This window comes from Sphingomonas glacialis, assembly GCF_006439055.1.
GTDB classification, from domain to species: Bacteria; Pseudomonadota; Alphaproteobacteria; order Sphingomonadales; family Sphingomonadaceae; genus Sphingomonas; species Sphingomonas glacialis_A.
The window spans coordinates 1-14,476 of sequence record NZ_RCZC01000005.1; the positions used below are offsets into that span (position 1 = coordinate 1).

Annotated in this window: 9 protein-coding genes and 1 rRNA gene; 4 read left to right on the forward strand and 6 right to left on the reverse strand. The window is 67.3% G+C overall.

Annotation, left to right across the window (positions count from 1 at the left end; translation table 11 throughout):
• From EAH76_RS16305 to EAH76_RS16315, 3 genes are all read right to left on the reverse strand, one after another.
• Nucleotides 1-376: ribosomal RNA gene (locus EAH76_RS16305) — 16S ribosomal RNA — on the reverse strand; the annotation flags it as partial.
• 512 nt (nucleotides 377-888) lie between these two features.
• Nucleotides 889-2,181: a sigma-54-dependent transcriptional regulator gene (locus tag EAH76_RS16310; protein WP_140851349.1), complete on the reverse strand. Its 1,293-nt coding sequence runs from the start codon at nucleotides 2,179-2,181 to the stop codon at nucleotides 889-891.
• A complete protein-coding gene (locus tag EAH76_RS16315) occupies nucleotides 2,178-3,917 on the reverse strand; it encodes a sensor histidine kinase (RefSeq protein ID WP_140851350.1) in 1,740 nt (579 codons plus the stop codon). Before EAH76_RS16315 ends, EAH76_RS16310 begins: the two co-directional genes overlap by 4 nt.
• Nucleotides 3,918-4,280: 363 nt before the next feature.
• On the opposite strand from EAH76_RS16315, the gene EAH76_RS16320 reads away from it, so the two are divergent.
• From EAH76_RS16320 to mqo, 3 genes are read left to right on the forward strand one after another with little or no spacing between them, the layout of a single operon-like run.
• Nucleotides 4,281-5,621, forward strand: coding sequence for a dicarboxylate/amino acid:cation symporter (locus EAH76_RS16320; protein WP_140851521.1), 1,341 nt, complete (start codon nucleotides 4,281-4,283; stop codon nucleotides 5,619-5,621).
• Between the two features lies 1 nt (nucleotide 5,622).
• Entirely contained in the window at nucleotides 5,623-7,101 is a 1,479-nt protein-coding gene (locus tag EAH76_RS16325; protein WP_140851351.1) for an alginate export family protein, read from the forward strand.
• A gap of 40 nt (nucleotides 7,102-7,141) precedes the next feature.
• Nucleotides 7,142-8,848: a malate dehydrogenase (quinone) gene (mqo, locus tag EAH76_RS16330; RefSeq protein ID WP_140851352.1), complete on the forward strand. Its 1,707-nt coding sequence runs from the start codon at nucleotides 7,142-7,144 to the stop codon at nucleotides 8,846-8,848.
• A gap of 12 nt (nucleotides 8,849-8,860) precedes the next feature.
• On the opposite strand, the gene EAH76_RS16335 is transcribed toward mqo, so the two are convergent.
• From EAH76_RS16335 to EAH76_RS16345, 3 genes are read right to left on the reverse strand one after another with little or no spacing between them, the layout of a single operon-like run.
• Nucleotides 8,861-10,111, reverse strand: coding sequence for an arsenic transporter (locus EAH76_RS16335; RefSeq protein ID WP_140851353.1), 1,251 nt, complete (start codon nucleotides 10,109-10,111; stop codon nucleotides 8,861-8,863).
• Nucleotides 10,108-11,229: a metallophosphoesterase family protein gene (locus tag EAH76_RS16340; protein ID WP_140851354.1), complete on the reverse strand. Its 1,122-nt coding sequence runs from the start codon at nucleotides 11,227-11,229 to the stop codon at nucleotides 10,108-10,110. The genes EAH76_RS16335 and EAH76_RS16340 overlap by 4 nt, the downstream gene beginning before the upstream one ends.
• The gene (locus EAH76_RS16345) at nucleotides 11,226-12,509 is read right to left on the reverse strand and encodes an MFS transporter (protein WP_140851355.1); all 1,284 of its coding nucleotides are present in this window, start codon (nucleotides 12,507-12,509) and stop codon (nucleotides 11,226-11,228) included. Before EAH76_RS16345 ends, EAH76_RS16340 begins: the two co-directional genes overlap by 4 nt.
• A gap of 297 nt (nucleotides 12,510-12,806) precedes the next feature.
• Here EAH76_RS16345 and EAH76_RS16350 point away from each other — a divergent pair, with 297 nt between their 5' ends.
• Complete coding sequence (locus EAH76_RS16350) at nucleotides 12,807-14,459, forward strand: carboxylesterase/lipase family protein (RefSeq protein WP_140851356.1); 1,653 nt, start codon at nucleotides 12,807-12,809, stop codon at nucleotides 14,457-14,459.
• Nucleotides 14,460-14,476: the final 17 nt, after the last annotated feature.

The window sequence follows — 14,476 nt, forward strand, 5'->3', positions numbered from 1 at the left end:
CTCACGCGGCATTGCTGGATCAGGCTTTCGCCCATTGTCCAATATTCCCCACTGCTGCCTCCCGTAGGAGTCTGGGCCGTGTCTCAGTCCCAGTGTGGCTGATCATCCTCTCAGACCAGCTAAGGATCGTCGCCTTGGTGCGCCTTTACCACACCAACTAGCTAATCCTACGCGGGCTCATCCCTAGGCGATAAATCTTTGGACTTACGTCATCATCCGGTATTAGCAGTCGTTTCCAACTGTTATTCCGAACCTAAGGGTAGATTCCCACGCGTTACGCACCCGTGCGCCACTAAGGCCGAAGCCTTCGTTCGACTTGCATGTGTTAGGCATGCCGCCAGCGTTCATTCTGAGCCATGATCAAACTCTCAAGTTTATGTCACAAAACCATCGCAGTGGAATTCCACGATAATCTCGTCCATCTCAAGGAGCCGCTCTGCACAATATCTTTCAGACGCCCCACCCAGCAAAAGCCGAATGAAACGTCCATTACGTATGGATACGTGAAGGACATATGAGAACGACTTAGCTTTAACCGAGCTACCAACGCCTTGAAAACGTTGGACCCGGAGCCGCCGCCCACATGTCCCTTCATCTAAACCGACAATGTCAAAGAGCGCAAAATACCGACGCCTAGACTTGCCCTCTTTTTGGGAGGACACCTTGGCGCCGACAAATTGGTGACTGCAGAAGCGAACCGTCCGGTCCGTCGCTGCGGTGACACCCCTCTAGGCGGGGTCGCAGATTCGGTCAAACCCTTTTTTGCACTTTTCTTTCAATCCCGCGTCAGTCCCGCAGAAATCCTCGGGTTTCGACCTGCTCTCATAGCCTTCCACCGCATGCCGATCGGCGTCCCGCCGATTCGGGATGCCCTGATCCGGCTTCGAATCAGCTGCCGGCTTGCCGCCGCAGCGCACGGAGATCGATACCGAGACGCTTCACCCGGTAGTAGAAGGTCTTGCGGGGCAGCTGCAGACGCTCGATCGCGACCGCGATCTCGCCATCCGCGGCGGTGACGGCGTCGATGATTGCCGCGCGCTCGAAGGCGTCGAGCCGTGCGGGCAAGGGTGCCAGCCCCATGTCGGATACCGCCCCCCCCTCGTCGAGACCGAGGCAGATCCGCTCGGCGGTCTTTTCCAGTTCGAGCACGTTGCCCGCCCAGGACTGTTCGCCGAGGCGATACGCATGATCCGCCATCGGCGGTACGGCGCGGCCATGCTCGCGCGCCGCCCGCGTCAGGAAATGCGCGAAGAGCAGCGGGATGTCGGCGCCGCGCTCGGCCAGCGGCGGCATGCGCAGTGGAACACCAGCGAGCAGATGGAACAGCGCCGGCAGGACCCGCTCGCGCTCACCCTCCTGCACCGCCGCGATGATGCGAATGTCCACCGGATCGGGATCGCGCGCATCGAGCGCGACGGCGCGCGTCTCGGCGAGCCGCACGAGACGGTTCTGGAAATCGTCGCTCGCCCATTCGAGATTGTGCAGGAACAGCGTACCGCGATCAGCGCGCGCGACGACGCCGTTGCGGACGAACAGTTCGCGCTCGATCAGCGCGGGCGTTACCGTCGCACAATCGATCTTGAGGAAGCGATGCCGCGCACGCCGCCCCGCGCGGTGGACGAGCCGTGCGAAATGCTCCTTGCCGGTGCCGAGCTCCCCCTCGATCACGATATCGAGCGCAGCGTCGGCAAGGACAGGGATCAGCCCGCGCAGCCGGACGATAGCAGGGGTCGCTCCGATCAGCGCATCGCCCGACTCGGCATCGGCCGCGGCGCGCAACTGGCGGTTCTCGAGGATCAAGCCGCGCGCCTTCGCCGCCCGCGTCGTCGCCGCGAGCAAGGCTTCGGGGTCGAACGGCTTGGTCAGGAAATCCCAGGCACCCGCCTTGATCGCCTCGACCGCCATCTGGACGTCGCCATGCCCGGTGATCAGCATGACGGGCAATTCGGGATCGCGCGCGTGCAACACGCCGAACAGTTCGATTCCCGACATGCCCGGCATCCGCACGTCGGTGATGACGACGCCGGGATAGTCCGCACCGATGACCGCAAGCGCGCTCGCCGCATCGGCAAAGGCGCGCACGCTGAACCCCTCTAGGCTGAGCAGCTGGGTCGTCGCGGCGCGCAGATCGTCATCGTCGTCGATCAGCGCGACCTCGCGCGGTGGGTGGGTCTCGGTCATGCGCGCCGCATCCCGATCTCGAAGCGTGCCCCGCCCTCGCCCGGGAGCAATCGCAGCGTTCCGCCGAGTTCGACCATGATGTCGTGCGCGATCACCAGCCCGAGCCCCAGCCCTTGCGGTCGCGACGTCACGAACGGGGTGAACAGCCGCGCCGCGATCTCGGGCGAAACCCCCGGCCCGGTATCGGCGACGACGAGCCGGACGTGCGACGCATCGCTCGTCAGGCTGAGGCCGATCCGCCGCGTGTCGGACGCGGCGATCGCCTCCACCGCATTCTGCATCAGGATGACGAGCACCTGCTCGAGCCGCACCTTGCCACCGATCACCGCCAGACGCGGATCGAGCATCGGCAGGTCGAGCGCGACGCCGCGCAGCTGTTGCCTGAGGATGAGCAGCGCGCCGTCGATCACCTCGGCAATGTCGACCGGCCGCACCTCCCCGGTCTGGCGGCGCGCGAAGCCGCGCAGCTGCGCGGTGACCGCGCCGATCCGTTCCGCCAGCCCGCCGATCTTGACGAAATTCTCGCGCGCCTCGGCCAGCGCGCCGCGATCGAGCAAGGTCGCGCCCGAGGCGGCATAGGTGCGGATCGCGGCGACGGGCTGCGCGGTCTCATGCGCGACGCTCGCGGTGATCTGGCCCAGCGCGGCGAGCCGATTGGCCTGGCGCAGCGCCTCGCGCAATTCGGCGGCGCGAGCTTCGCTTTCGGCACGCTCGTCCATTTCGCGCCGCAGATCGGCGGTCTGCCGCGCGACCGCGCGCTCGAGCTCCTCGGTCCGGCGGCGTGACAGCGTGACGCGCTGGCGCCACGCCCAGGCGAGCGCGGCAAGCGCGATCGTCGCGAGCGCGGCACTGACCGAGGCGGCGCGCCGGGCCGAGGTCACCGCCGCGTCGATCGGCTCGAGCAGGAGCAATTGCCAGCCCGGCTGCGCGGTGACTGCGGCGCGCGCGAGGAAGGTCGCGCCGAGGCCGACAAAGCGCTCCTCGCCATCGCGCGGCACGACCGGCAAGGGGGCGAGCGCGGTGGCGCGGACGCGCGCTTCGCCGCGAAACTGCGCCTCATCGCGCGCCGCGAGCGGGCGCGTCGCGGCGAAGCGCCAGTCCGGGCGGCTCGTCACCAGCACGATGCCGAGCGGGTTGCGCACCAGCGTGATCCCGCCGGCGCCGGCCCAGACGCGTTCGATCCGGTCGAAGTCGAGCTTGACGACGATCACGCCGCGGTTGGCGATCCGCCGCGAGAGGTAGAGTCCGGGGTGGCCCGAGACCGTCCCCAGCGCATATTGGCTCGCCTCGCCGTGCGCGAGCGCGTCGCGGAAATAGGCGCGGAAGCGGTAATCGGCGCCGACGAAGCTTTGCGGCGATCGCCAGTTGCTCGCCGACAGCGTGACGCCGTCGGGTCCGATCACATAGATGACGGGGGCGCCGGTGACGCGCGACAGCGCTTCGAGCTTGATGTCGAGCGCGCGCCGCGCCGCCATGTCGCCACCGATCGCGGCGATCACGTCACGATCGTCGGCGAGCGTCAGCGGGAGCAGGCGGAAGCGGGCGAGCTCGCCGTTGAGCAAGGCCGCGCGCAGCCGCGCATCGCTTTCGACCTGGAGGTGCAGCGCCGCGACGACGCGTTGCTCGGCGACGCGCCCGGCGATCCACGCCGCCGCGATCGCGAGGATCGCCACGACGATAACCCAGCGCAGCCCGAGCGACCGCCGCGCCGCGCTCAACGTTTCGCGCGCCGTCATCCGCACGCCCGGCGGCAGACGCGCCAGGCGGGAGGCGGCAGGGCTCGAAACGCGGTGCAGGTCATGGTCGATCGATCTGCCATAGCAACCGGACGATGGGACAAGAGCATCGACACGCCTCGGTTGGGTGCGGGTTCGGCCGCAATGTGCAACTTTCGGCACAACGGCGCCAGCCTCTGTCCCGAATATTGCATATCGATCGGGGACCGACGACCGCGGCTCCATCGGAAAATGCCGTATTCCTAGGCCTTTGCGCGAAAATGGCGATTTGTGCGCGGCCCGCATTCGCCGCTGCGGCACACTCTTTCCCTGTTCAAACGCCCGTCAGAGGCGCTCCACCTGGATGAGGACGAGAAGGCCGTGATCCCGATTTCGCAAAACCCCGCCGCCGAGATACCGGCCGCTCCCCGCCGCCCCTGGTATCGCCACACCTATGCGCAGGTGCTGATCGCGATCGTCGCGGGCGTGCTGCTCGGCCATTTCTATCCGAAGACAGGTGAATCGCTGCAGCCCTTGGCCGATGCCTTCATCAAGCTGGTCAAGATGATCATCGCGCCGGTGATCTTCCTGACGATCGTCACCGGGATCGCCGGGATGCGCGATCTCGGCTCGGTCGGGCGCGTCGTCGGCAAGGCGTTCGCCTATTTCTTCTTCTTCTCGACGCTCGCTTTGATCATCGGGTTGATCGTCGCCAATGTCGTCCGGCCCGGCGCCGGGCTCAACATCGATCCGACCACGCTCGATACGACCAAGGTCGCCGAATATGCCAGCAAGGCGCATGCGACGACCCTGGTCGGCTTCCTCACCGGGATCATTCCCAACACCTTCCTGTCGGCGCTGACCGAGGGCAACATCCTGCAGACGCTGTTCGTCGCGGTGCTGTTCGGCATCGGCCTGGCGATGATCGGCGATCGCGGAACCAAGCTGCTCGGCGCGCTCGAGGATATTTCGGTCGCGGTGTTCAAGGTCGTCGCGATCGTGATGAAGGCCGCGCCGATCGGCGCGTTCGGCGCGATGGCGTTCACCATCGGCAAATATGGCGCGGGGACGCTCGCCAATCTGGCGATGCTCGTCGGCACCTTTTACGCGACCTCTTTGCTGTTCGTCATCGTCGTGCTCGGGCTCGTCGCGCGCTGGGCGGGGTTCTCGATCTTCAAGCTGATCGGCTATCTCAAGGACGAGCTGCTGCTCGTGCTCGGCACGTCGAGTTCGGAAAGCGCGCTGCCGAGCCTGATCGAGAAGATGGAACGCGCCGGCTGCCCCAAATCGGTGGTCGGGCTGGTCGTGCCGACCGGCTATTCGTTCAACCTCGACGGCACGAACATCTATATGACGCTGGCGGCTTTGTTCATCGCGCAAGCGTGCAACGTCGATCTGTCGCTCGGCCAGCAATTGCTGCTGCTCGGCGTGGCGATGCTGTCGTCGAAGGGCGCGGCGGGGGTGACCGGCGCTGGCTTCATCACGCTCGCCGCGACGCTGTCGATCGTGCCGAGCGTGCCGATCGCCGGGATGGCGCTGATCCTCGGGGTCGATCGCTTCATGAGCGAATGCCGCAGCCTCACCAACTTCATCGGCAATGCGGTGGCGACGGTGGTCGTGTCGCGCTGGGAGGGCAAGCTCGACATGGAGCAGTTCCGCAGCGCGATCGCGGGGCGCAGCGTGCGCGTCGATCAAATGGCGGCCGACGCCGTGCCGGCCGAATAACATGGGCAAGCTGAACCCGAAGCGCGCGCGGCGCGCCACCACCCCGCTTGCCCTGCTGCTCGCCACCCCCGCACTGGCGCAGGAGACCGCAGCGCCTGCCGCCAGCCCCGCCGCGACCGAATATCCCGCGGCGGCGGCGGGCGATGGCGCCACCACCAACGGCTACAATCTGTCGCGCTGGGCCGAGGATTGGCGCGTGCTGCGCAACCCCGCCAAGCGCGACGATCCGATCGACCGGCTCAAATTCATCCCGCTCGACAGCGATGGCGACGTTTATCTGACGCTCTCGGGCGAGGCGCGGTTGCGGATGAACCTCACCACCAATCCCAATTTGCGCAACACGCCGCACCAGCGGCAGGACATTCGCCGGCTGACCGCAGGCGCCGATCTGCATGTCGGGCCGCATCTGCGCTTCTATGGCGAGGTCGCGCATGGCGGGATCAGCGGGCGCGAGCTCGGCGCACCCGCGGCGACGCTGCGCAACGCGCTCACGCTGCAGCAATATTTCGCCGAGGCTACCGTGGATGTCGGCTGCGTCGCGCTCGGTGCGCGCTATGGCCGTCAGGAATTCACCGACGGCCCCAATCTGCTCGTCTCACAGCGCGACAACAACACGATCCGCTACACGCTCAACGGCATCCGCGCCTGGGCGCGCACCGGCCGTTTCCGCGTCGACGTGTTCGATCTCAAGCCGACAGCATACGGCGATCTCGGCATCGACGACGATGTCAGCGACCCGGCGCGGCGCTTCTCGGGCGTGACGCTCGGCATGGTCGTCCCGACGCACTGGTTCGGCGGCTCGAAACTCTATGTCGATCCGTTCCTGTGGCGACGCCGCAATTCGGTCGGCACGTGGGGCGGACGGATCGGCCCGGGGCGGCGCTTCTATGGCGGCGCGCACGTCTGGGGCGATGCCGGACCGGTGACGATCGATTGGACGCTCAACCATCAATGGGGCAATTTCATCGATCAGCGGATCGACGCCTGGCACGGTTTCTTCGCGCAGACCTATCGCCTCGGCAAGACCGGCGCCGCACCGCGGATCGGCTTCCATGCCGATTATGCCAGCGGCGGCGGCGGCTATGGCGGGCGGACGCTGCGCAACGCCTACGCGCCGTTCGGCAACAACATCTATTACAGCTACCAATTGTCGCTGACGCCGTCGAACCTCGTCGCGGTCGCGCCGACGGTGGCCTTTACGCCGATCAAGAAGGTCCGCGTCAGCGCCGAATATCAGCTGACCTGGCGCGATGACGCGCGCGACGCGGTGTACCGCGCCAACGGTCAGCCCTTTGCGGGAACGCAGAATGTCGCCGACCGCAAGATCGGCGATGTCACCCGCGTGCAAGCGGTCTGGGCGATCGCGTCGCGGCTGTCCTTCACCGGGCGCTACGAACATCTCGCCGCCGGCCCGTCGCTGACCCAGGCCGGCTATAGCAGCTCGGACTTCATCGCCGGCTGGCTGAGTTTCCGCTTCTGACGCGCCGCTCCCCCGGCGGCGCGCCGACCAACCCGAAGGAATGACCGTGTCGATTGCACCCAAGCCCCCAGAGACTGTCGAAGCCGGCAAGGGCGTCACGCGCCGCGCGGTGCTCGGCTCGGCGATCGCCGGCGGCAGCGTCGCGATGCTGCCGCTGGCGCAGGCCGAGGCAGCACCGCCCGAGCGCTCGGTCGACGTGCTGGTGATCGGCGGCGGGATCATGAGCGCGACGCTCGCGGTGCTGCTGCGCGAGCTCGAGCCGAACTGGACGATCGAAATGGTCGAACGGCTCGACACCGTTGCCGATGAAAGCTCGAACGGCTGGAACAACGCCGGCACCGGCCATTCCGCCTTGTGCGAACTCAACTACACCCCGGTCAACACCGCCGACGGCCGCGTCGAGATCGCCAAGGCGATCGAGATCAACGAGCAGTTCCAGGTGACGCGCCAGTTCCTCAGCGATCAGGTCAAGACCGGCATCCTCTCCAAACCGCGCGCCTTCATCAATTCGACGCCGCACATGAATCTGGTGTGGGGCGATGCCAACGTCGCCTTCCTGCGCAAGCGTCACGCGGCGCTCGCGGCCAGCCCGCTCTTCTCGGGGATGGAATTCAGCACCGATTTCGCCGAGATCTCGCGCTGGGTGCCGCTGATGATGCAGGGCCGCGATCGTACGACCAAGCTCGCCGCGACGCGCTCGCCGCTCGGCACCGATTGCGATTGGGGCGAAGTGACGCGGCAATATATCGGATCGCTCGTCCAGAAACCCGGCTTCGCGCTGCACGCCGGGCAGGAAGTGCGCGAGCTCGAGCGCAATCCCGACGGAACGTGGCGCGTCACCTATCGCGCGATGCAGGGCGGCGCGAAGAGTGTCGTGAACGCACGCTTCGTCTTCGCGGGCGCGGGCGGCGGCGCGCTGCCGATCCTCCAGAAATCGGGAATCCCCGAAGCCGACGACTATGCCGGCTTCCCGGTCGGCGGATCGTTCCTCGTCACCGAGAATCCGGCGATCGCCAAGCGCCACGGCGCCAAGGTCTACGGCAAGGCCGCGGTCGGCTCGCCGCCGATGTCGGTGCCGCATCTCGACACGCGCTATCTCGGCGGCAAGCAGGCGCTGCTGTTCGGCCCGTTCGCGACCTTCTCGACCAAGTTCCTCAAGCAGGGGTCGTATTTCGATCTCCCCGCCGCTGTCACGCTCGACAATTTCCGGCCGATGATCGCGGTCGGCTGGGACGATTTCGCGCTGGTCGAATATCTCGCGGGGCAGCTGATCATGACCGACGCCGATCGCCTGAAGGCGCTGCGCGAATATTTCCCCGACGCGGTCGAGGGCGATTGGAAGCTGTGGCAGGCGGGGCAGCGCGTCCAGATCATCAAGCGCGATCCCAAGAAGGGCGGCGTGCTCAAGCTCGGGACCGAGATCGTCGCGTCGAAGGACGGGTCGATCGCGGCATTGCTCGGCGCGTCGCCCGGCGCATCGACCGCGCCGTCGATCATGCTCGATCTGCTCAAGAAGGTGTTCGGCGCGCGGCTCGCGACGCCCGCCTGGCAGGCCAAGATCCGCGCGATCGTGCCGACCTATGGCATCGCGCTCAACGCCAATCCCGATCTGCTCGCGGCGCATTGGGCAGCGACTGCCGAGACGCTCGAGCTCGCGACGCCGTCACCCGCAGTGCAGGTCGCGACCACTCCGCGCCCCGCGGCAACGCGCGTCAAGGTCGATCGCCACCCAGACCTGGCGCTGTAACGCGCCAGCGGGTCAGCCGATCAGCAGCCGCGCGCCGAGTGCCGCGGCGAGCGCGGGGGTCATCGTCACCGCGCCGACCTTGAGGAAGCGCCAGAAGCCGACATCCTCGCCCTCGCGACGGATCGCCTGGAGCCACAGGATCGTCGCGAGCGACCCGGTGATCGACAGATTGGGGCCGAGATCGACCCCGATCAGCAAGGCATCGACGATCAGGCGCGGCGGGTGGACCTGCGCCACCGCGGTGCTCGCCACCAGCCCGGCGGGGAGGTTGTTCATAAGGTTCGACGCGAACGCGAGGATCGTGCCCGACAGCGCTGCGCCCTGTACCGGGTTCGCCGCCGCGGCCTTGAGCGCTGCGGCAACCTGCGCGATCACGCCGGTGCGATCGAGCGCTTCGACCAGCACGAACAGACCGGCGACGAGCGCGAGCACGCTCCACGACACTTGCCCCGCCAGCGCGAGCGGCGAGCGCTTCGCCAGGGCGCACACGCCGAGTGTCGTCGCGAGCCCGGCAAGGCAGGTCGGCAGGCCGAGCGAAAGGTTGAACGCCGACATGCCGATCAGCACGCCCGCGGTCGCGACGATCCCGGCGAGCGCCGCCTTGCCGCCGGTCGAGAGCGGGGTGCGCTCGACATCCGATTCGCACGATCCTGCTAGGCTCTTGCGCTCGAGCCAGCGGAGCGCCGCGTAGGTCACGACGATCGCCGCGAGCGAGGGCAGCGCGAACGAGCCGAACCACTGGCCGAGCGGCGGCATCTTCCCGCCATAGAGCACGAGGTTGGCGGGGTTGGAGATCGGCAGCACGAAGCTCGCGGCGTTGGCGATCAGCGCGCAGGCGAAGAGCAAAGGCAACGGTTCGGCCTTGGCCTTGCGCGCCGCGGCATAGACCGCGGGGGTGAGGACGACTGCGGTCGCATCGTTCGACAGAAAGGTCGTGGTGACGATCCCGGTCGCATAGACGAGCAGGAACAGCCGCGCCGACGATCCCTTGGCGTTGATCGCCGCGGTCGCCGCGACCCAATCGAACAGACCTTGCTCGCGTGCGGTTTCGCTGAGCAGCATCATGCCGATCAGGAACAGATAGACGTCGAGCCCCTTGCCGATCGCCGCGACCGCCGCCGGAACGGGCATCAGCCCGAACACGACGAGCAGCACCGCGCCGGCCACCGCCCAGATCGCCTCGGGCAAGCGGAACGGCCGCGTGATCACTGCGCCGGTGGCGGCAGCGCAAATGCCCCAGGTCGCGCCGTTCGCGAGGATCACCAATGCCGTCCGTTCTTGTTGGGGCCGAGCTGCGTTCCGGCAAGGCCGTGCTCGGGCCATGCGCCGATGCTGTGGATAGCATGGCCCGGCGCGATGGGCACGCCGCGGCGCGGGACATCATCGCTTGCACGCACGAGGATCTCGATCGTGTCGCGATCCGCGCCGCACGCGACGGTAACGCGGTGGAGCCCGGCGACAAGCGTGACGCTGGCTCGCCAGAGCGCGGGCTCGGGCAGCGCGGTCATCGTCATGTCGGGCTGGCCATCGATCGAGAGGATCACCGGTTCCGCCACGCGGCCGAACAGTTTCGCGACGATCTCGACGTCGCCGGGGCGCGGCACGTGCTGCGGATCGGCGGGGCGCGTCACCATGCGGATGTCGGCGGGGGCGACGATCTGGACGAAGGGCCAGTCGCCACCGCTTTCCTTGAAGCGCCAGCTCGGGACGCGATCGTGCACCGTGACGATCGAGAAGCCGGGCCGGCCCCCGCCCTCCTCGATCTCGCCGGTCGAGCGCGTCGCGCCATAGACGACGCGGCCATCGTTGAGCAGTTCGTTATAATGCGTGTGCCCGGTGTCGACGAAGGCGACACGCGCATCGGCGAAGATCCGCGCGATCGTCTCGCCATCTGCGGCGAGATCGCCGGGATAGGCGTGCATGAAGACCAGCGGCGTCTGCCCCTCGGCCTCGGCCCGCGCGAGTTCCTCGAGCAGGCGATTGTGATGATGCCGCGTCAGCCGAAAGTCGGGCCCGCCGGACCCGGTCGAAATGATGTCGAGGAAGATGCAGCGATGGCCGGCGATCACCTCGACCTCGGGCCGGTTGCCCTCCGGAAACGCCGCCTCGTACGCGTCGAGATCACCGCCCTCGAAATCATGGTCGCCCGGGATCGCGCGCCACGGCAGGTGCAGCCGCTCGAGCGTGTCGGTGATGACGCGGTATTGCTCGGGCGTGGCATGGTTCGCGTTGTCGCCGGGGAGGAAGACGAAGTCCGCCGCGTCGCCGACCGGTCCGTTGATCTCGGCAACGATCGCGGCGAGCCGATCGCGGCTTTGCCAGCCATTGGCCTCGTCCATGTGCAGGTCGCCGATATGGACCCAGCTGATCGTCCCGCTCATTGCGCGTCCGCCTCGTCCTCGTTGCGCGTCCCCGCGCAGGCCGGGCGTAGCGTCCCCGCAAACCCCATCCACAGCGCGAGGCTGATAAAGGCGAAGCTGCCGAGAATGAAGAAGGCGATGTGGTAGCCCAAGGCCTGGGCGAGCCACCCGCCGATCGCCGGGCTGAGCGACGCGCCGACCCCCTGCACCGTCATCACCGCGCCCTGCCCGACATTGACGCGTCCGGTGCCGTTGAGGAGGCACGCGACGAGCCCGGGGACCGCGACGCTTTGCAGCCCCGCGCCGATTCCGTCGAGGGCCTGGACCGGCCACACGCCCCATTGCTCGATAAAGCTGCCCGCCAGCACGCCGCGCAGCGGCAGCGCGGCGAACGAGATCAGTAGCACCAGCCAATAGCCCTTGCCCGACGCCATCCGCATCGCGGCGAGCGACGCGACGATCATCACCGCCTGTGCGACGACGACGGTCTGCGCGACGAACAGCGCGGCGTTACCCTTGCCCGCACCGACGACGGCGAGGCCATAGAGCGGCAACATCGCGCCATTGCCGAGATGGAAGCAGGCAAGCGATGCCGCCAGGATCAGCATCGGCTTGTTCTGCAACAGCGTCTTGAAGCCCTCGGCCTTTCCGCTGTCCTCGTCGTCGCTCGCTTTGCCTTCGAGTCCGCGCGCGGCGCGGTGGTCGATCGCCTTTTCGGGGATCATCAGCACCGAGAGGATCGCGAGCACGCCGAACACCGCCGCGAGATAGAAGATCGCCGGCATGCCGAATTTGTACCCGAGCCAGCCCGACAGCCCCGCACCGATCATGTTGCCGGCATGGTTCCACGCCTGGTTGCGCCCGTTCTGCGCGTTGAAGCCCTTCTGCCGCACGATGCCGAGCGTCATTCCCGCCACGGCGGGACCGATCGCCGCGCCGGCGATCGCGGTTGCGACCTGGCTGACGGTGACGACCCACGCCGATTGCGACAGCAGGATGAGGAACGACGCCAGCACGGTCGAAATACCGGTGACGATGACGACCAGCCGCTTCTTCTCGGTATGATCGATGAACGCACCGGCGGGCGCGGTCATCAACATGCCTGCGACGCCGCCCGCGGTCATCACCGTGCCGATCGGCCCCGACGTCCAGCCGCGCTGCTGCAGGAACACGCCGAGGAACGGGCCGATCCCCGCCTGCATGTCCGCCATGAAGAAATTGAGCGCCTGCAACGCGGTCTTGCCGCGTGCGCGATCTCCCGAGGTCGCTGCCTCGAGGTCCGCCTGTGCCTTCGCCGTCATCGTACGCTCCTAGTTACACGAATCGAACACCGGCTGGCGTCGGACCTGAATTGTCGGAGCGTAGCGCCGCCGCCAATATGGCGCCTAAACGGCCCTATTCATTTTCGGTTCACATAGATTAAGAAAATCGCCGTCAAACGGTCTGAATGGTGAATTCTGTTTGTCAGACTATTGACGCTAAGCCCAACCTGCGCTTACCTTTTCTTCCAGCGAGTCCCCGCCGCGGTGCCCCGCGCCCGGGTGCTCGATTGCACAAGACGAGCCGCCAGGACGAGCGGCCGTGTCAGGAGAGATGAGATGACCGGGCCAGGTGTCGATCGCCGTTCCGCGCTGTTCGCTTCGGTCGCCGCCGGGGCAGGCCTCGCCTTTCCGCTGGCGGCCATGCCCGCCAGGGCCGCCGGGACAGCGGCACGCGGCGCAGGCAGCTGCACCACCCCACCAAGCGCGGTCGCACGAACCCAATATGGGCCGGTGCGCGGCTATGTCGCCGACCATGTCTTCACCTTCAAGGGCGTGCCCTATGGCGACGATACCGGCGGCGAGAATCGCTGGCTGCCCGCCAAGCCGCCTAAGCGCTGGACCGAACCGCGCAACACGCTCGCTTATGGCGCGAACTGCCCGCAGACGCTCCACCCGTTCCGCGCCGCCGAGCATACCTTCCTCCAGCAATGGACCGACGGTTTCCTCGGCGAGGACATGCTCAAGCTCAACATCTGGACGCCGTCGCTAAGCGGCAAGCGGCCGGTGATGGTCTATTTCCACGGCGGCGGGTTCAGCTTCGGCTCGTCCTACGAACTCGCCTCGCACGACGGCGCGCAGATGGCGCGCAACCATGATGTCGTGCAGGTCTCGATCAACCACCGGCTCAACGTGCTCGGCTTCCTCGATCTGGCCGAGCTCGGCGGCGCGCCCTACGCCGAGTCGGTCAATGTCAGCATGACCGATTGCGTCGCGGCGCTGCGCTGGGTGCAGGAGAATATCGCGAATTTCGGCGGGGATCCCGCGACGATCATGATCTACGGCCAGTCGGGCGGCGGGTCGAAGGTGACGACCTTGCTCGGTATGCCCGGCGCCAAGGGCATGATCCAGCGCGCCGCAGTGCAATCGGGCGGCGGCGGCGCGCTCCCGACCGCCGAACAGTCGCGCGACTTCTCGCGGCGGCTGCGGCGCGAACTCGGCGTCACCGACATCGCCGCGTTGCAGAAGGCCGACTGGAACACGCTGTTCACCACCGGCAGCAAGGTGGCGGCAGAGATCAACGGCCCCGGCAGCCCGATGGGCGGTCCGTCGACCACGCCGCGCGTCGGCTGGGGGCCGACGCTCGACGGCAAAGTGATCGACGTGCGCTCCTTTTCCGAGGTGGCGCCCGCCATCTCGCGCGACGTGCCGGTGCTGATCGGCAATGTCAGCGAGGAAGGCATGGGCTTCGGCTCGAATCCGAGCGAGGCCGAATGGCGCGCCGATCTCACCAAGAAGATGGGGGCTGCCAAGGCCGATGCGCTGATCGCGGCGATGAAACAGGCGCATCCCGAAAAGGCGATCCGCACCTTGTCCTATGGCGTGCAGGGGCTGGCCGGGCGCAACCGCGTCCAGCAGATGGTCAAGCTCAAGCACGACCAGGGCGGCGCGCCGGTCTATCAATATCTCTTCCAGTGGCAGTCGCCGCAGCTCGATGGCGTCGCGGGCGCATGGCACACCGCCGACCTCGCTTTCTGCTTCGACAATGCCGCGCGCTGCGACCAGGCGACGGGCAACACGCCCGATGCGCAGCGGCTCGCCAAGACGATGAGCACCGCCTGGGCGAATTTCGCGCGGACCGGCAATCCGAGCCAGCCGGGGCTCGCCTGGACACCGACCGATCCGGTGCGCTGCCAGACGATGGTGTTCGATTCGACCTGCCGCATGGTCGATGATCCCGAGGGCGCGGCGCGGCGGATCCTGCTCGCCTGAGCGCGGCATCGACACAC